15 protein-coding genes and 3 pseudogenes are annotated in these 17,420 nt (G+C 66.2%); 5 read left to right on the top strand and 13 right to left on the bottom strand.

Annotated elements, in window-relative coordinates; all coding sequences use genetic code 11:
* A pseudogene (locus tag BLV94_RS02415) lies at nt 1–1,638 on the bottom strand (heavy metal translocating P-type ATPase); the annotation flags it as partial.
* A gap of 162 nt (nt 1,639–1,800) precedes the next feature.
* Between BLV94_RS02415 and BLV94_RS51705 the strand changes: the two are divergent.
* The 5 genes and pseudogenes from BLV94_RS51705 to BLV94_RS50260 form a co-directional block, all read left to right on the top strand.
* Nucleotides 1,801–2,091, top strand: a pseudogene (locus tag BLV94_RS51705) (cation-transporting P-type ATPase); the annotation flags it as partial.
* A 45-nt stretch (nt 2,092–2,136) separates the two neighbouring features.
* On the top strand, nt 2,137–2,868 hold the full coding sequence (locus tag BLV94_RS50275) for a P-type ATPase actuator domain-containing protein (protein ID WP_244163427.1): 732 nt from the start codon (nt 2,137–2,139) through the stop codon (nt 2,866–2,868).
* A gap of 130 nt (nt 2,869–2,998) precedes the next feature.
* The gene (locus tag BLV94_RS52300; protein WP_482822424.1) at nt 2,999–3,457 is read left to right on the top strand and encodes a hypothetical protein; all 459 of its coding nucleotides are present in this window, start codon (nt 2,999–3,001) and stop codon (nt 3,455–3,457) included.
* 455 nt (nt 3,458–3,912) lie between these two features.
* The gene (locus BLV94_RS50265; protein WP_244163421.1) at nt 3,913–4,086 is read left to right on the top strand and encodes a hypothetical protein; all 174 of its coding nucleotides are present in this window, start codon (nt 3,913–3,915) and stop codon (nt 4,084–4,086) included.
* 5 nt (nt 4,087–4,091) lie between these two features.
* Nucleotides 4,092–4,694: a cation transporting ATPase C-terminal domain-containing protein gene (locus BLV94_RS50260; RefSeq protein ID WP_244163420.1), complete on the top strand. Its 603-nt coding sequence runs from the start codon at nt 4,092–4,094 to the stop codon at nt 4,692–4,694.
* 11 nt (nt 4,695–4,705) lie between these two features.
* On the opposite strand, the gene BLV94_RS02405 is transcribed toward BLV94_RS50260, so the two are convergent.
* From BLV94_RS02405 to BLV94_RS02345, 12 genes and pseudogenes are all read right to left on the bottom strand, one after another.
* The gene (locus tag BLV94_RS02405; RefSeq protein WP_072951331.1) at nt 4,706–4,954 is read right to left on the bottom strand and encodes an acyl carrier protein; all 249 of its coding nucleotides are present in this window, start codon (nt 4,952–4,954) and stop codon (nt 4,706–4,708) included.
* An 8-nt stretch (nt 4,955–4,962) separates the two neighbouring features.
* Complete coding sequence (locus BLV94_RS02400; protein WP_072951321.1) at nt 4,963–6,099, bottom strand: dihydrolipoamide acetyltransferase family protein; 1,137 nt, start codon at nt 6,097–6,099, stop codon at nt 4,963–4,965.
* Between the two features lie 15 nt (nt 6,100–6,114).
* Nucleotides 6,115–7,089: an alpha-ketoacid dehydrogenase subunit beta gene (locus BLV94_RS02395; RefSeq protein WP_072951319.1), complete on the bottom strand. Its 975-nt coding sequence runs from the start codon at nt 7,087–7,089 to the stop codon at nt 6,115–6,117.
* Entirely contained in the window at nt 7,086–8,084 is a 999-nt protein-coding gene (pdhA, locus tag BLV94_RS02390; protein ID WP_072951317.1) for a pyruvate dehydrogenase (acetyl-transferring) E1 component subunit alpha, read from the bottom strand. Before pdhA ends, BLV94_RS02395 begins: the two co-directional genes overlap by 4 nt.
* Nucleotides 8,081–9,853 (bottom strand): acetate--CoA ligase, encoded by a 1,773-nt coding sequence (gene acsA, locus BLV94_RS02385; RefSeq protein ID WP_072951315.1) that lies wholly within the window; start codon nt 9,851–9,853, stop codon nt 8,081–8,083. The genes pdhA and acsA overlap by 4 nt, the downstream gene beginning before the upstream one ends.
* Nucleotides 9,854–9,862: 9 nt before the next feature.
* Nucleotides 9,863–10,162 carry a dsRBD fold-containing protein gene (locus tag BLV94_RS02380; RefSeq protein ID WP_072951313.1) on the bottom strand — a complete coding sequence of 100 codons (300 nt, stop codon included), beginning with the start codon at nt 10,160–10,162 and terminating at the stop codon, nt 9,863–9,865.
* Nucleotides 10,163–10,578: 416 nt separating this feature from the next.
* Nucleotides 10,579–10,824: pseudogene (locus tag BLV94_RS02375) on the bottom strand (transposase); the annotation flags it as partial.
* A gap of 45 nt (nt 10,825–10,869) precedes the next feature.
* Nucleotides 10,870–11,502 carry a tyrosine-type recombinase/integrase gene (locus tag BLV94_RS48340; RefSeq protein ID WP_083395543.1) on the bottom strand — a complete coding sequence of 211 codons (633 nt, stop codon included), beginning with the start codon at nt 11,500–11,502 and terminating at the stop codon, nt 10,870–10,872.
* Entirely contained in the window at nt 11,496–11,954 is a 459-nt protein-coding gene (locus BLV94_RS02360) for a hypothetical protein (protein ID WP_074933532.1), read from the bottom strand. The genes BLV94_RS48340 and BLV94_RS02360 overlap by 7 nt, the downstream gene beginning before the upstream one ends.
* Nucleotides 11,951–14,146, bottom strand: coding sequence for a site-specific integrase (locus BLV94_RS02355; protein WP_074933529.1), 2,196 nt, complete (start codon nt 14,144–14,146; stop codon nt 11,951–11,953). The genes BLV94_RS02360 and BLV94_RS02355 overlap by 4 nt, the downstream gene beginning before the upstream one ends.
* Nucleotides 14,143–15,864 carry a hypothetical protein gene (locus BLV94_RS02350; protein WP_074933526.1) on the bottom strand — a complete coding sequence of 574 codons (1,722 nt, stop codon included), beginning with the start codon at nt 15,862–15,864 and terminating at the stop codon, nt 14,143–14,145. Before BLV94_RS02350 ends, BLV94_RS02355 begins: the two co-directional genes overlap by 4 nt.
* On the bottom strand, nt 15,864–17,333 hold the full coding sequence (locus tag BLV94_RS02345) for a tyrosine-type recombinase/integrase (RefSeq protein WP_072951791.1): 1,470 nt from the start codon (nt 17,331–17,333) through the stop codon (nt 15,864–15,866). Before BLV94_RS02345 ends, BLV94_RS02350 begins: the two co-directional genes overlap by 1 nt.
* Between the last annotated feature and the right edge of the window lie 87 nt (nt 17,334–17,420).

Raw genomic sequence — 17,420 nt, 5'->3', positions numbered from 1 at the left:
CGGCGCTCTGGACGGCGATCCTCCTCGACCGCCGGGCGATCTCCATGGCGTCCGCCACCCGGGCGAGGTGGTCGGTTGTCAGCACGATATCGGCGGCTTCGGAACTGGCTGTGGCTCCGCGCGCGCCCATCGCGACTCCGACCGACGCGGCCGCCAGGGCCGGTGCATCGTTGATCCCGTCCCCCACCATGATCGTGACGGCCCTGCGCTTCTCCTCTTGTACTGCCGCCACTTTGTCCACGGGAGTTTGCTCCGCGAGCACGGCGTCCAGTCCGACGATCGATCCGATCTCGAGGGCAGGCGCTCGGCGGTCACCGGTCAGCATGATCAGTCGGTCCAGCCCGGCGCCCCGCAAGCGGCGCAACGTGCGAGGTGCGTCTCGTCGGAGCGGGTCCCGCAACAGAATCGCCCCGACCAACGTGCCGTCGACCTGTACCCAGGCCACCGCCGCGCCGTCCAGGGCTGATCGGGTCGAGACGCCCTCCGCCCAGTCCGGCAATACGCCGTGGTCCGCACCGACCTTGACGGCACGACCGTTCACGATGCCACTGACCCCGGTCCCGGCCTGCTCGCTGACGTCGGTGGGCAGTGGCAGTGCGCAGCCTCGCGCCTTCGCGAAGTGCACGATCGACTCGGCGAGAACATGGGGAGACAACTGGTCGACGGCAGCGGCGAGTTGGAGTACCTCGTCGGGGGTATGACCGGGGGCGGTTGCGACGTCGAGTCCGGATGGCCTGCCGGTCGTCAGAGTTCCTGTCTTGTCCATTACCAGGGTCTGCGCTCGACCGAGTGTTTCCAACGCTCCACCGCCGCGGATGACGACACCGATCCGGGAAGCGCGAGACAGCCCCGACACGATGGCAACAGGGGCGGCGAGCAGCAGCGGGCACGGTGTCGCAACGACGAGGACTGCGACCGCGCGCACGGCTGAACCGCTCAGCCACCACGCGAGAGACGACACCAGCAGGGTCAGGGGAAGGAACCAGACGGCGAAGCGGTCGGCGATCCGCACGATCGGTGCCTTGTCGTTTGCTGCTGCCTGAGCCAGTCGGACGATGCCGGAATAGGTGCTGTCCGCCGCGTTCGCGGTGGCACGCAGTTCGATCGTCGATCCTACGTTCACCACCCCGCTGCGCACCGATTCCCCGACCCGTCGTTTCGACGTGAAGTGACTCCCCGGTGAGCGCGGACTCGTCGAGGACCGCCGGTCGGTCGGCGACGACGCCGTCGACGGGGACCACCTCGCCAGAGGCGACAACCAGCAGATCGGTGGGGCTCGACGTCGTCAAGGGGTACGAGGACGACGTTCTCGCCGATCCGTTTGTGTGCTCTTTGTGGTGCGCGTTCGAGGAGGGCACGCAGATCGCGTGACGCGCGTCGTTCGGCCGCGGATTCGAGCGTCCGTCCCGTCGCGAGCATGAACCCGATGAGTGCACCTGCCAGGTATTCGCCGACCGTGAGTGTTCCCAGGAGGGCGAGCACGGCGATGAGGTCGACACCAGCCGTGCGCTGAAGGAGTGACACGACGACCCATCCCACAGCAGGTATCAGGGATACCACAGTGCCGACCGCCCAACACACGTCCGCAACGCTAGGACGACCCAGCGAACTGGCCACAATGCCGGACACGAGCGCCACCGAGGTGACTGCCAGCAGGTGGGGGCCGGCAGCCTCGCGAGGTGCGATTTCCACGTTGTGTGTGGGTTCGTGTGTCGTGCATGGACCTTCCCTCGTCGAGGGTCGACGCGTGAGGACGCGTGTCTCCATCGTTGCAGCCCGAACCCGTTAAGGCGGCGTGCGATGGCAAGTGAGGACCAAGGTCCCTTTCCTCGCGACCATCGGTGGCGCACCGTCGGAGAAGAACTCCGCCGGCCCGTCCCACCTCATCCGTGCTGGAATGGCCCGACGACCAGGAGCGCGATGGTGACAGCGACCGAAACTGCGCAGGTGGACCCTCAGGAGTCGACTGACCGGCTTCTGCGTGACCTCCGCACCAGACGGGACGGCCTGTCCCCGAGAGAAGCGGAGCGGCGAACACTCGTTTACGGGACCAATGAACTGATACGGCATCACGGTCGCGCCTGGCCCCGACAACTAGTGCGCCAGTTCACGCATCCGCTGGCGCTGCTCTTGTGGATGGCTGCCGTTCTCGCCGGTATCAGCGGTTCGGCACCGCTGGGTGTCGCGATTGTCATCGTGATCCTGCTCAACGCCGCCTTTGCGTTCGTGCAGGAACGGCACGCCGAGCAGGCGGTCGAGGCGCTGGCGGCGTTTCTGCCGGCCAGGGCGCGCGTCGCCCGTCAGGGAACGACGGAGACGGTCGACGTGCGGTCACTGGTGCCGGGTGAAGTGATCTTCCTGTCCGAAGGCGACCGGGTGTCTGCCGATGCGCGACTTCTGTCGGGATCGGTCGAGGTCGATCTGTCGACACTCACCGGTGAGTCCGTGCCGGTTCTGATCCGCTTCGACGCCGGGTCGACCACGGGACCGTTGATCGAGGCGCCGGACATCGTCTTCAGCGGCACCAACGTTGTGGGCGGCGATGCCACCGCGGTCGTGTTCGCCACCGGAATGCATACCGAACTCGGACGCATCGCTGCGCTGTCACAACGCGTGGGCCACGAGGAAAGCCCCCTCGAGAAACAGGTGAAGCGCGTGGCCTGGCTGATCGCGGCGGTTGCGGTAGCGATGGGTCTGGCGTTCATCCCCGCTGGGGACGCTCATGGCGGGATTGTCGCTCGACGATTCGGTCAATTTCGCCATCGGGTCTGCTTGTCGCGAACGTGCCCGAGGGATTGCTGCCCCACGATCACCTTGGCTCTCTCGCGGTGGGCGTGCGCACTCTCGCCCGACAGGGCGCCCTCGTGAAACGCCTGTCGGCCGTGGAGACTCTCGGTTCCACCAGCGTCATCTGTACCGACAAGACCGGCACCCTGACGATGAACCGGATGCGCCACCCACCAAGTTGTGGACCCGCCGACGGTGCTCGTGACATTCGATGGCTCCGTCGCCGTTCCGGCACCGGATGCTCCGGCAGGTCGGGCGGCCCCGGGCCGTCGTCGCGTGCTGTAGCGCGGAGATCCGCCGCCCGAGTTCCGGTGTCGAACCCGGTGATCCGACGGAGGTGGCGTTGCTGCCCACGCCGCGCTGTCCTTGGGAGTCACAGGTGAGGCCGCTGGCGCAATCCGGTTGTCGCAGTTCCATTTCGACCCCAGAGTTGCGCAGGATGTCCACCGTCGATCGTATCGGCGACAGGCTGCACGTTCACGTCAAGGGAGCGCCCGAAGAGATTCTGGACCGGTGTACCCGCATCGCCTGTCCGGCGGGTGCGGACAGGGTCTTCACCGGTTCCGATCGGGAGTTCACCGCGAACCTCATACGCGACTGGGCGCGAGAAGGTCTGCGTCTGCTCGCCGTCGCCGAGCGCGACCTCGACGCGGCACCCACCCGGGACTGACGCGGGGGGAGGCGGAGAGCGACCTCACCCTCCTCGGAATCGCGGCGATGCTCGATCCTCCCGCGCCCGGAAGTGGCGGCGGCCGTCGCCAGGTGTCATTCGGCGGGAATTCGGATCATCGTCGTCACCGGCGTGATCACGGCCTCACCGCACGAGGGATCGGCACGGAGCGTGGGGATTCGGGCACGCCGGTCTGCGGGTCGTCACCGGCGCGGAACTCGAGCAGATGCCCGAACCCGATCTGGACAGGTTGCTCGCCACCGGACGTCGAGTTGATCCTTCGCTCGCAGTTCCCCCGAGGCGAAGTTACGGATCACCGACGCCCTGCGCGACCAGCGGGCAGGTCGTCGCCATGACCGGTGACGGCGTCAACGACGCTCCCGCGTTGCGAACGGTCCGATATCGGTGTGGCGATGGGGCGGTCGGCACCGATGTCGCGCGGGAGGCCCGCGACGATGGTCCTCACCGATGACAATTTCGCGACCATCGTCAGCGCCGTCGAGGCGGGCCGGAGGGTCTACGACAACGTCCGCAAATTCATCGTCTACATTTTCGCGCACGCCACCCCCGAGGTGGTGCCGTTCCTCGTCTACGCGCCTCTCCCGGCGGACAGGTTCCCCTCCCCCTAACGGTGATGCAGATCCTCGCCATCGACCTGGGCACCGAGACCTTGCCGGCGCTGGCGTTGGGTCGGGAGAAGGCGGAACCGGGCCTGATGGATCGGCGTCCGCGCACGCGCACCCAGAACGTGGTCGACCGGGGAATCCTCGTCCGGTCGTGGGGCCTGCTCGGAGGTGTGTCGGCAGTATTGGTGATGGCACTGTTCTTCACGACACTTCTCGAAGGCGGCTGGTATGTGGGTGCCGATGTGGGTGCCGGAAACCTGCACCACACCTGGCAATCGGCGACGACAATGAGCTTCCTCGGTATCGTTGCCTGTCAGATCGGCACTGCGTTCGCCGCGCGCACCGAACACGCGTCGCTCACCGAGGTAGGGGTCAATTCCAATCCCTTGTTGCTGTGGGGCATCGCCTTCGAGGTGTGTTTTGCCGCGCTGGTCGTCACAGTGCCGGTGCTTCGACAGGTTTTCGGCACCGTACCCCCACAGTGGAACCAGGTGCTGTGGCTCCTTCCGCTACCATTCGTCGTCTGGGGATGTGACGAACTGTGGCGATGGCACCGGCGACGAACACCGCGCAGCACCGCCACCCGAGCGGCGGCCGAGATCGCGCCGTAGTCGCTCGTTCGTCAGGCGTGTGTATGCGACGAAATGTATTCGACGATGTCCTCCACGGTCACCAGCGTCGCGTAGTCGGATTCCGGGATATCGACGTCGAACACGGCATGCAGGCGCACCAGGAAGTTCAGCCAGTCCATCGAGTCCAGATCGACCTGATCGCGCAACGGCACGTCCGGAGACACCTCCTCGTCCTCGATCTCCGGAGCGATATCCCGCAATGCGTGCAAAACTTTCGAGTCGATCGATTCAGCGTTCATCGTCGTCCTCACCACGTGTCCGGCTGTTGGAGCAATTCGTTGATTCGGCTCAGGAACTGTGCACCCCGTGTTCCGTCGCTGGCACGATGATCGGCGGCGAGGGTGGCGGTCACCACCGTCGCGACCTGCAGTTCACCCTCGAACACCCAGGGGCGTTCACTGGGTTTCCCGAAACCCACCAGCGCCACCTGCGGCGGATAGATCACACCGAATACCGTGGTGACCCCGTGTTCGCCGAGGTTCGTCACGGTCAACGTCGGGTCCGACATCTCGGAACTGCGCAGCGAGCCGGCGCGGGCGCGGGTCACCAGATCGTTAAGTTCCACCATCAGCTGGGAGAGGGGTTTGTCGGCGGTGTCGTGGATCGCGGGAGCGACCAGACCGCCTCCTCTCAGCGAGATCGCCACCCCGAGGTGGATGTGGGGTGCCGGCCGGAACTCGCCGTCCAGCCAGAACCCGTTGAGGTCCGGGAACTGCTGGGCAGCGAGCGCTACTGCCTTGAGTTGCACGGCGGCGAGGAGGACTCGTTCGGTGATCGGGCGGGCGGCATTTTCGGTGCGCAACCAGTCCGTCGCCGTCCGAAGTGGAATCTCGTCCATCAGGTAGTAGTGTGGGATCTCCCGCTTGGAGCGGCTCATGGACGCGGCGATGGCGCCGCGCATGTCGCGGGTCTTGGCCTCGGCCGGTCCGTGCTCGACGCCATGGGCTGCCGCGCGCTGGACGTCGTCGAGCGTGACCGCAGCGTCGGCGCCTGTCCCGGTGACACCGGCGAGATCGATTCCTGCTCTTTCCGCTTCCCTGCGCGCCCTGGGCGAGACCTTGCGTCGCGGTGCCGGTTCCGGTGCGGGGGCGGCCGCAGTGGTGCCGGGCACCGCATCGGCCGTAGGTCGCTCCGGTGGTGGTGATTCTCCGGGGCTGATCAGGGTTGCCAACGGGGTTCCGACCGACACGGTCGTTCCGGGCTCGACGAGGAGTCGGTGAACGGTGCCGCTCTGCCAGATCTCCACGTCCACGGCCGCTTTCACGGTGTCGACCGTCGCGATCGCCTGACCGCGCTCGACCGCGTCCCCGGGTTTGACCAACCAGTCCGTCAACGTTCCTTCGTCCATGTCGGCGCCCAGGGAAGGCAGCGTGAAATCGAACATGACAGTGCCTCGTTCCTACCGATCGCCGATCACATTCCATGCCGTGGACACAATGGTTTCGACCTGAGGGAGGGTCGCGTATTCGAGATGCTTGGCGTAGGGCACCGGGACCTCGGCGCTGCACACGCGGCGAGGTGGCGCGTCGAGCTCGTAGAATTCGCGTTCGACGATCTGCGCCATGACTTCCGCCGCGAGACTGCCGGTGCGCCAGCCCTCGTCGACCACCACGGCGCGGTGTGTCTTTCGGACCGATGCAGCGATGGTATCGGTGTCGAGGGGGCGCAGCACCCGAAGGTCGACGACCTCGGCGGCGATTCCCTTCTCCGCCAGGACGTCGGCGGCGGCGAGGACCTTGGGCAGCGAACCACCGTAGGTGATCAGGCTGATGTGGCTTCCCTCCCGGCGTACCGCTGCCGAGTCGATGTTCACCGGGACGGGTCCCTCGAGGTCTTCCGACGAGTTGTACAGCTGGGTGTGTTCGAAGATGATCACCGGATCGGGGTCCGCGAGGGCGGGTCGGAGCATGCCGCGCGCGTCCGCCACCGTCGCGGGCGCCAGGACCCGGATGCCGGGGATGTGGGCATACCAGTTCTCGAGGCTGTGCGAATGCTGGGCGGCGAGTTGCCTGCCGGCGCCGGTCGCCATGCGCACCACCACTGGGACGGAGAATTGTCCGCCCGACATGTGCCGGAGCGATGCCGCGGTGTTCACGATCTGGTCGAGAGCGAGCAGGCTGAAGTTGACGGTCATCACCTCGATGATCGGGCGCATCCCGCCCACGGCCGCCCCGATACCGATGCCCACGAAACCCAACTCCGAGAGCGGGGTGTCGCGGATCCTCTCCTCCCCGAATTCAGTGAGCAGGCCCTTGGACACCGCGTATGTACCGCCGTAGCGTCCCACGTCTTCCCCCATGAGAAACACCCGCGGATCGGAGTGCATTGCCTCACGGATCGCTTCCCGCATCGCATCTCGGAAGGTGATTTTCACGACGCCTCCTCGGTTTGCGCCGGTGTGAGTACGTCGCGCAGGAGATCCTCCGGCGCCTCCCAGGTACCGGCCTCGGCGAAGGTCACCGCAGCATCGACCTCCGACATGACGCGGTCGTCGATACGGAGGAACTCCTCCTCCGAGAACAACTGGAGCGCTTTGAGCCGTGCCGAGAAGGTGTGGATCGGGCCCCTCTCCTTCCACGACTCCACTTCCGCCTTGTCGCGATACAGTTCTGGGTCGAACATCGAATGGGCACGAAATCGGTACGTCTGGAACTCGATGAAGAAGGGGCCTCCGGTCGTGCGGACGTGGGCGGCACCGGAGCGGGCCGCGTGCAATGAGGCGATCACATCCATCCCGTCCGCCTTGAGCGTCGGGACGTCGAACGACGCGGCTTTGACGCACAGATCCGTTTGCGATTCCGAACGGGACAAGGCTGTTCCCATGGCGTACAGGTTGTTTTCACAGCAGAACAGCACCGGTAACTGCCACAGGGATGCGAGATTCATGGTCTCGTGAAAGGCGCCCTCCGCCATGGCACCTTCGCCGAAGAAGCAGGCCGTCACCCGGCGCTTGCCCTGCATCTTGTCTGCCATCGCCAGGCCGGCCGCGAGTGGTAGGCCGCCGGCGACGATCGCATTGCCCCCGTAGAAGCGGGTGGCGGCGTCGAAGAGGTGCATCGATCCGCCTCGGCCCCTCGAACAGCCTTCGCGTTTCCCGAACATCTCGGCCATGATCGCGTTCATCGGGACACCGTGCACGAGCGCGTGGCCGTGTTCGCGGTAGGTCGCGACCACCGCGTCGCCCGGAGACAACGCATGCAGGGCCCCGACCGCGACCGCTTCCTCCCCCACGTACAGATGCAGGAAGCCGCGGATCTTCTGGGCACCGTACAGTTCTGCTGCCTTCTCCTCGAAGCGGCGGATGCGCAGCATGTCCGTCAGCAACTCGACCGCGAACGTCTTGTCGTAGGGAAAGTCCGGGGCAGTCATCCGCCTACCTCCAGGGTCGATGTGTCTCCCTCCGGTAGACCGAGTTCGCGTGCCTTCAGCAGCCTGCGCATGATCTTGCCGCTCCGTGTGTGCGGGAGGACGTCCACGAATTCGATCTCTTTGGGGGCGACCGCAGCGCCGAGCTTCTTGCGGGAGTGCCCGAGAAGTTCGCGGCGCAGGGCGTCGTCCGGGTTCTGGCCCTTCTTCACGGACACGAAGGCCTTGACCACGGCCCCCACGATCGGGTCCGGTTTACCGATGACTCCGGCTTCGGCGACCGCGGGGTGTTCCATGAGGACGTTCTCGACCTCGAAAGGGCCGATGAGATGACCCGCCGATTTGATGACGTCGTCCGCGCGGCCGACGAACCAGTAGTAGCCGTCTGCGTCGCGCTTGGCCAGGTCGCCGGTCAGATACCAGTCGCCGGCGAATGCACGCCGGTACCGGTCGTCGTTGTTCAGATAGCCGCGGAACATCGAGGGCCAGCCGCGTCGTATCGCGAGTTCCCCCTCCACATTCGGTGTTTCGACGGGTGCGGTCCCGCCATCGTCTGTGCGCCGGACGATGCACGCGTCGATGCCGGGAAGCGGTCGACCCATCGATCCCGGTTTGATGGCGAAGCCGGGTGTGTTGGCGATCATGATGCCGCCCGTCTCGGTTTGCCACCAGTTGTCGTGGATGGGCCGTCCGAGCACATCTCGTCCCCACAACACGGCGTCGGGGTTGAGCGGTTCGCCGACGCTCGCGATGAACCGCAGGTTCGGGTGGGAGTACTTGTGCGCCAGCTCCGGACCGGACTTCATCAGCATGCGGATCGCGGTCGGCGCGGTGTACCAGACCGTGACGGCCTGCTCTTCGAGGATGCGGTACCACCGTTCGGCGTCGAATTCGTTGCTGTCGACGATCGACGTGACGCCGTGCAACAGCGGTGTGATCACCCCGTACGACGTGCCGGTGACCCAGCCCGGATCGGCCGTGCACCAGAACACGTCCGAGGGATGCAGGTCGAGGGCGTACAGTCCGGTTGCATAATGTGTGGCCACGGCGCCGTGGACGTGGATCGCACCCTTCGGGGTACCGGTGGTTCCACTGGTGAAATGCAGCAGGGCAGCATCGTCGGCGGAGGTCGGGGTGATGTCGCAGTCCCCGTCGGCGTCCGCCATCGCACTGTGGAAGTCGAGCGTGTCCGGAATGTCGGTGGTCGATCCGGAATCCCCCACCACCAGAATGTGTCGGAGGGAGGGCAGCGAGCCGCGGATCTTCTCCACCCGTCGCCGGTACAGCTGCTCGGTGGTTACCAGTACGTGAGCGTCGCCGAGTCGAATTCTCGTGGCCAGCGGCTCGGGGCCGAAGGCGGAGAACAACGGCGACACGATATTTCCGTTGCGCAACGCGCCGAGGATGCTGACGTACAGCTCCGGGATCCGGCCGGTGAATACGACGACGGGGTCGCCTTTGCCGACGCCGAGTTCGCGGAGCACGTCGGTGAACTTGCGGACTTGGAGTGCGAATTCCCCGAAAGTCATCTCCGTGGTGGCTAGCTCGCCGACATCGTTGGTGTTCGGCCCCACGAATCGGAAGGCGATCTCGTTCCGGTGCGAATCGCAGTCGTGGCGGTCGACTGCATAGTAGGCGATGTTGCAGCCGCCGGGGGCGGGCCCGAGCTGACGCTCGATGTCAGACCACGAGAACCGGGTGCGTTCACCGTCGTAGTCGGTGAAGTTCGGTTTCACCGAGTTCGTGGACGGCGATGTGGGAATGATGGTCATGACGGTTGCTCACAGCCCACATCCGGTTTCGCGAGCCCTGTGCCCGTGGGCGCACGCAGCCGCGTCGTCGGTGGCTGCCAGCTCGAACAGTTGGTGCGCCAGGTCAGTCAAGGCACGTGCGGCGGCCATCTGGCGACTGACCTGGACTGTGTCGGCGTGTCGGGAACGGCAACCGGCCTCGCCCTGTCCTTCGATGGTCTCATCGCGAGTGTGCAGGCGCGCCGTGGCCCGTGAGCAGGTGGGCTCCGCGTCGGTTTCTCGTATCTCGATCTCCACGGGCCAACTGGTTGCGGGGATCGGTCGGCTCATCGCGGGTCGGCACCCCTGCGATTCGTGATCTTGCCACGGCATTGTCATGGCCCCTCCACTTCGGTCGGTGTGTGGTGCTCGGTCGCCGGACCCACTTCCGCCAGGCCGTAGGGCACCGTGCCGGCGGTCGGAGTGATGACTGCCCATGTGTTCGGCGCCGACTCGTAGCGAAGGGACAGCACCGATTCCGGGTGAAGTTCCAGAGCCGTGAAGAGTCGCTGCCGCGCAACCCGCTCGGCAAGCTCCGGTAGGTCTTCGATCGGAACCCCCGCAAGGTCCGCAATACTGCCCGCAACCGTGCGAACAATCGCGTCTTGGGTGAAGTACGCACCGAACTCGGAAGACAGCGTCCCATGGGGTGGTGTACTTCGGATCGGTGAACCATCTGGTTCGTGATCAACGAGTCATTTTGTAGGTTATGCGGTTTCGAGTTCGGGTGTCAACGATTGCGGCGTCGTGTCGTCAGTCGAGGCGCGTTGTTTGGCGGCGATGATGACTTTGAGCTCGTCCATGCTGACGTCTGAGACGTAGCGGCGGGTGACCTGCCACTCGTCGTGCGCTTCGATCACCACCGCCGTCGCCAACCGGAGGAACGCTGCCGGGTTCGGGAAGATCTCGACGACATCGGCGCGGCGTTTGATCTCCTTGTTCAATCGTTCGATTAACCGGCCTTCGCGTGTGGGTCAACCTCAGGTTCGCGATTTGGGTCAGCGGTCGAGCCGGTGAAGGTGATCGGTCAGGGCGTCTGCAACGCGGTGGTGGCGAGCAGCTTCGTCGGGCCAGCCGCGGTCGCAGGCATCGGCTTCGAGTGCCTGGACGTCGGTGCGTTGCGCCTCGAGCGTGTCGCGGAATTCGGGTCCGGTGACGAAGTTGTCGCAGGTCTCGCAGATGTTGGCATAGGGACAGGCTCCGGCCGCCTCGTGCCGAGAACAGTAGCCATGGGCGAGGCGGGTTTTGAGCATCTCGCTGCCGAGCCAGCTGACGGTGTCGGGAACGATCGGTTTGCCGACCGGGGTGAGGGTGAACCGCCGCCGCATCTTGCCCATGGCCTGGTCGTAGGCGTCGCGCAGCGTCGGCGATGCGAGGGTGGCGTAGCGGAGAGTCATCTGAGGAGTGACGTGCCCGAGCAGCGCCATCAACGCCTGCAGGCTCATTCCGGCATTGGCGAGTTCGGTCGCCCAGGTGTGCCTTGTGTCCGCAGAGGCCGTGTGCGGTCGGGTTCGTGTTGCGTTTGAAATGGAGGGTCTCCGGCGCGGAGTTCGCGACGCTCGTGGCCGCCTGTGTAGCGATAAGACGTTAGTGTTTGTGACTGACGTCACCGCTCGATCTCGCGTCAGCATGGCCCGATGATTTTCTGGCGTGTCGTCGGCAGGCGGGTGACGGTGGTGTTCGGGTCTGCGGCGGCGCGGAGGCGGAGGATTTCTTCGTGCTGTGCGGCCAGCCTCGCCAGTGCCTGGCCGCGGAAGTCGGTGAGCTCCTCGATGGTCGAATGGGCCTGGTTCAGGCGCTCTTTGAGCTTGTCTATCTCTGCTTTCAGTCGTTCGATCTGCGCAGTCTTCGGGTCGGGGGTGTCGCCGTTGCTCTGTAGCTGCTCAAGCCGGTGTTCGAACTCGGCGCGTAGGTGCGCGTAGGGCCTGCTGCCGTAGAAGGCGGTGCGATCGACGCCGGCCTCCGCGGCGAGGGTCTTGATGTCGCAGCCTCCGCCGGGTGGGATCTCGCCGCGCAGCAGTCGGTCGATGGCGGCGCGAATGCGGTTCTCGTTCTGGGTGCGTTGGTCGGCACTGATTCTCATGGCAGGTCCCCGCTCGCGGTGGTTGTGGCCGTGTCGATATCGGCGATGACCCGGACTGCGCGGTCGTGGTCGGCTTGCAGGCGGGTGCGCTCGGTGGCGCGAGTCTTGCCGAGTTGGCCGAGGAAGATCTTGGTGCGTTCGGCGTGCTCGGCCCAGACGGAGCGATGGACATCGTGGTGGGTGGCCTGCGGGCAACGCGCCGAGTCACACATGCCGATCATCGGCCGCGTCGCGGTCGGGGTGCCGGCCAGCTTGAGGCAGAGGGCGCGGGACGGGTCGACGAACCAGCAGTAGTTCGCCGGGCCCAGGTGCAGGACCTTGGCTCGTTTGGACAGCAGGTTGAGGATGTCGCGATCGTTGCGCTGCACCTTCGGTGCCGCAGCCGATTCCGCGTTCACGTCGGCGTCGACAGTGGCGAAGAACTCGGTGAGGTTTCGTGCGCCGGGGCCGGAGGGCAGGATGCCGTTGCGGTAGTTGTGGAACTCGGCCAGTATCAGCTGAAGGTTGCGGTCGGCTTCATGCTTGTTGACCTCGGCCAGTAACTCGGCTTGAGCGCCACCCGGCCGGGCCGCATAGCCTTCGGTTGTTGCGGTTGCGATATGCTTGAGCTGCAGTTTTGCTGCGAGAACCCCGCCGGGGCGATAGGCCAATTCCAGCGCGATCGTTCTTCTGAGCATCCGCAGTGAGACCGGTCCCTCGGGAATTGGGGCCAGGCCCAGGCGTTCTCCTGCCGAAGAGTTGACCCAGTTGCGGAACCAGATGTAACGGACCCGGAAGCTGAACCGGGACAACAGAAGAGCATCATCGCGTGGATCGTCGTGCAGTTGTTCGATGAGTTCGACAGCTCGGTGGACCGGTTCGATGACGACCCATTCGTCGTCGGTGCCGCCGAGCGGCTGGCCTTTGACGATCTTGCTGGCGATGCGGTAGCGCATGAGCCCGGGTATGGGTTCCTCGATCGGGCGGCGGCAGCCAACACGTAGTTCCATCAACTCGCTGCTGCGCATCCCTGATGATGCCGAGAGCACGATGATCGCGGCTGTTCGGACGATCCCGACCACGGCGACGGCCTGCGATCGGTGCAGCGGCAGGCTCCAGGGCCGTGTCGCGCCGTCGGCGGTCGGCGCCTGTTCGGCGTCGCGAGCGAATACCTTCTCGACCCCGACCGCGGCGACTGCGTTGGTGAGCGGTCCGCGCAGTCGCGGCAACCAACGGGAGTCGATATTGCGGCGTCCGGCCTGCCTGGCGAGAATCCCGGTGGCGACGGGCAGCAGTAGGTCGTCGGCTGACCATCCGGCGGCCAGCCGTTTGGTGATCTCATGGTCTTCGTGTCGGGGCAGCGGCGTCCCTGTCCTGGTGTAGTCGGCCAACACGGTCACGATGTCGTCGACCGCAGAGGTGGTGGTTTGACGCCGCTGTCCGATCCTGACCGAATGGACGCGGTCGTGTTCGCGGACCTGCTGGTTCAATGCGACCGCGTGCGGGCCGAGGACCTGCATCAGGTGCAGCGCCGCCGCGAGCATCGGCTGCAGGATCTCGTCGGGAACGGCGGGCGTGGTGTTTCCGTCACGGCCGGAACGCATTTCGGCGACGGCGGAAGCCGATGCGCCGCCCCAGGGGCGAAGATCGGCGCGGACGCGGTCGGCGGTGAACAGGTCTCGGTGGTTGACCAGGTCGACGATGATCTGCGCCGCAGCGCGTCGAACCGCGGGGCTCTGTTCACCGACAACATTGCCGTCCTCGTCGAGGATGTAGCGCCGGAATGCCAGGTAGGCCTCGCAGGTGTGGGTGTCGATTTCGGCCAGCGTGGTGACGTGTCGCCGGTCGAGCCAGCGGAACAGTCGCGTCAGCTCGCCCAGCCGTCCGATGCAGCTGCGCAGATGCAGCGGTGTGCGGTATGCCCTGGGCAATTCGGCGACGGCGGGATGCCGCGGGGCGAGGGCGGCGATGATCAGCTCCTTGGCGACCATGCGCCATCGCGGGTCGCCGATCACGGCGAAGTCGAAGCGGCGGTTCGCCAACGGGATGTTGACTGCCAACCCGACGACCTCGGTGAAGTCCCATAAGTCGTCGTCGAACAGGGGGCGGCGAACGTCGTCGGGCAGTGTCAGACCCGCCTGCAGACAGACATCGGCGCCGGTGAAGACTGATGTCCGGTGTTCGCGGGCGCTGTTGGTGGCGAAGGTCGTCATGCGGTGCGTTCCTCTGGGCGAAGGGGGATTTCGTCGTCGGTGTCGGTGACCCGGGAAGCCGCGGCCGTGAGTTCGGCGGGGTCGAACCGGCCCAGGATCTGATCGATCCGAGTCGCGTAAGGCCCGAACACCGCCATGAACTGCGCGGCGGGCAGCTGCTGCCATTGGCGGGAGAAGAACGCCTTGAGCCGCAGCAGGTTCACCGCGTGCCGCGGCGCGAACACCGCCAGCGGGCAGAGCAGGCAGACCCACGGCCTGGCCGGACACGGCTTGCCGACCGGACCGTGCAGGCCGGCCAGCTGATCACCGCATGCTGCGGTGAACACATCGCGCGCGCCGCCGACCAAATCGGCGATCGCGTGGTCGTCGAGATTCATCGCCGCCATCAGTTGCGGGTAGCCGTCGGCCAGCGCGGCGGCGTCCTCCTCGGCGATCACGGTGGGCGGCTGCGCGCGGCGCAACAGATCGTGCTGGGCATCCTCGATGACCGCCTCGACCGCGTGCCGTTGGCCCGGGGTCGTCACCGACAGGTAGTGGTCGCCTTCGACAGCGGGCGTGTGATTGGGGTCGATCGTGGCGCGGGCGTTGCCTGTCCAGGTCTTCCTCTCGCGCATCGCATGGTGAGTGGTGCGGATGCGTGCTCGATGGATCTTCAACGGCCGACCGTCGGCCCCGAGCACGCCGTGGCGGTTCACCCATCGCTGGATGCTGACCCGATTGATCTCGCGGATCAGGACGGGTTTGCCCACGTAACTCAGGCCCAACCACAGCCGGTCGCGGTCGCTTGGTGCGACCAGGCTGCGCAGCAGCGACGAGTGCGTCAGCCACTGCTCGAGCAGACGCACCGCCGGACGCGGCAGGTTCAGGGTCTCCGCCGCGGTGCGGCGTTTGACGTAGGACAGCAGAATGGTCGAGTCCCCGGCCCATTCGATGTCGTCGATCCCCAGGTCGGCGATGCCGTCGGGGACGATGCCGGAGTAGACGCCGAACAGCAGGCGGTAGGCGATGACGGCGTCCAGGTGCGGGAACACCGCCCTCAGGGCGTCATAGAACGCTGGTGGTCGGCGATTGTGGAACACGCTGTGCGTCACGCCGATCGTGTGGGCGAACACGGGAGTGCTGACCGGGCCGAGCCGTGCCAGCAGCCAGCAGAAGTTCTCCCATGTCCATCCGTGCTGGGTGGGATGACGGCCCTGCCCGATCGCGGCCAGTGCGCGGCGGTGCGTCGCATACGACTCCTCGACGACCGTGCGGCATGCGGTGATCAGACCCTGCCATTCGACTTCGGGATAGGGCGGCAGGGGTCGACGGTTGGGCTGGATATTGAAGTGTCGGCCCGCCGCCAGCTCCAGCACCCCGTCGCCGAGGCCGCCGCCGGATCGGGCATATCCCTCCACCATGGCGCGGGTGTATGCCTCCAACCGTCTGGGTCCCGCCATCCAGAACTGCGCAAGCTGTCCGCGGCGCAGCCCACTCGCGCCGCCGGTGAAACCCTGCTCGGCGAGCGCGCGAACCATTGCTCGGAGTGCACCCGCGTAGGCATCGACCGTTCCGGCCGAGTTCGCGCTGCCGTGCGGATGAATCAGCTCCAGGAGCCCGACTGCCAGATCACGCGCCAACCGAGGGTTCGGCAACCCCGCCAGGTCGAACTCCGCCCGGCTGCCGTCGCTGAACACACAGCTCAAGCCAAGCGGTTCGTCGGTCACTCTCGTCGGCATCACAGATCCCCGTCGGTGTCATGGTCGAATTCGGCGTCGGCTTCCCACTGGGCTGCGGTAGCATCGATGAGTCCGGCTGCCGCGCCCTCGGTTTCGTAGGCCTGCCGGTAAATCCGTGTGGTATCAAGACGCTTCAGGTATTTCTCGGTGGTCAACACGGTCGAATGCCCGAGCAAATCTCGCAGCACCAGCAGCGGATCGGCCTTGGTCAGGTAAAAGATCAGCGCCGCGTCGGCATCGGTGTGGCGCACCAGCTTCGCTGCCTGCCGGTAGTAGCCGGTCACCAGATATTCCAAAGTCTGCATCGAGAAGCAGTGACGAAGCCGGTGCGGGTGAACGTGCGGGAACCGCGGCTCGAACCGGGCCCGGATCCGGTCGGCGGTGCGCTCGAACACCGTCGCCCACGCCGTGAACGGTCCACCGTCGGCCTTGACCGCCAGCAGGCACGACCCGCCCTCCGGTGCCACGAGCCGCCGCCGCTCCGGCGGGGTCAATGACTCCCACGACCGGCGGATGCCGTTGATCCGGCCGCCGCGGGCGTCCGGTTCGCTCACGTGCATCGGCTCGCCCCACCGTCGTGGTGGCCGCCAGCTCGATTCGACGGTGACGGCTGCGCGATCGAGCTGCAGGTAGTCGTGCAGCCCGGCCAGGGCGTCGTAGGAGATCCAGGTGGTGCGGAACTTGCGGCCCTTGGTGATTCCCGCCGGCACCGGAAATGGGATCGGGATCGCCGTCCGCGCCGGCGGCAGTGCCGGGATCTCCCACGGCAGCAAATGCGTGAACTCGCCCAACCGCAACCCGGTCGCCAGCGCGAGATCACCGATCGCGGCGTTGCGGGTCATCTCCCGGCCCGCGAACCCGGTGTCGCGGTTGCCGTCCGGCGCCAGCCCCCGCAACCCTTTCCGGAACAGGTCGGTGAAGTCCGGCTCCAGATACTTGATGGTCACATGCGGTTTCGGGGTGCGGCGCACCGCCAGATTCACCCGCACCTCCCGGCCGGTCCCGGCGAAGACCGCCCGCGCCGACCGGTAGGTGAACGGTTCGGCAGACGCGAACCCTTCCTCCATCGCCCACCGGTAGAACAGCGACAGGATGCTCATGTGCTGGCCCCATGTGGTCGCCGCGAACCGCGACCGCGCCGGCCCCGCTGCGCGGTGCTCCGCATAGCGACTCAGCCCAGCTTTCAACCGTTCCCGGGTATCGAACAACCCCACGCCGTGTTCGGCGAGGAACTCCGCCCATTCCTTGACCGCCCGCGCGTAGTTCTCCCACGAACTCGGCGCCGGAGCCCCGCTGGCCGGAAGCTCCCGCAGCCACCGGTTCACCACGGACGCCTGCCGCGGCGCGGCCGGGCCGTCCTCGAACAACAGATCGTCATCGATGAGGAACGCCATCCCCTCCGGGATCACGGGACGATGCTCAAGGTCCCAGGACCGCCAGTCCAGCGACGAGAAGTAGCTCAAGATCATGGGCGCTGACAGTAGAAACACCACACGGCTCGGCGCAACAACCAAACCCCCAGGTCGCCCTCACCTTCGGGTCTAATGCAACACGGG

The organism is Rhodococcus koreensis (assembly GCF_900105905.1).
Classification (GTDB): Bacteria; Actinomycetota; Actinomycetes; order Mycobacteriales; family Mycobacteriaceae; genus Rhodococcus_F; species Rhodococcus_F koreensis.
Note: the sequence above shows the minus strand (reverse complement) of the source record. Positions and strands in the feature narration are given on the sequence as shown.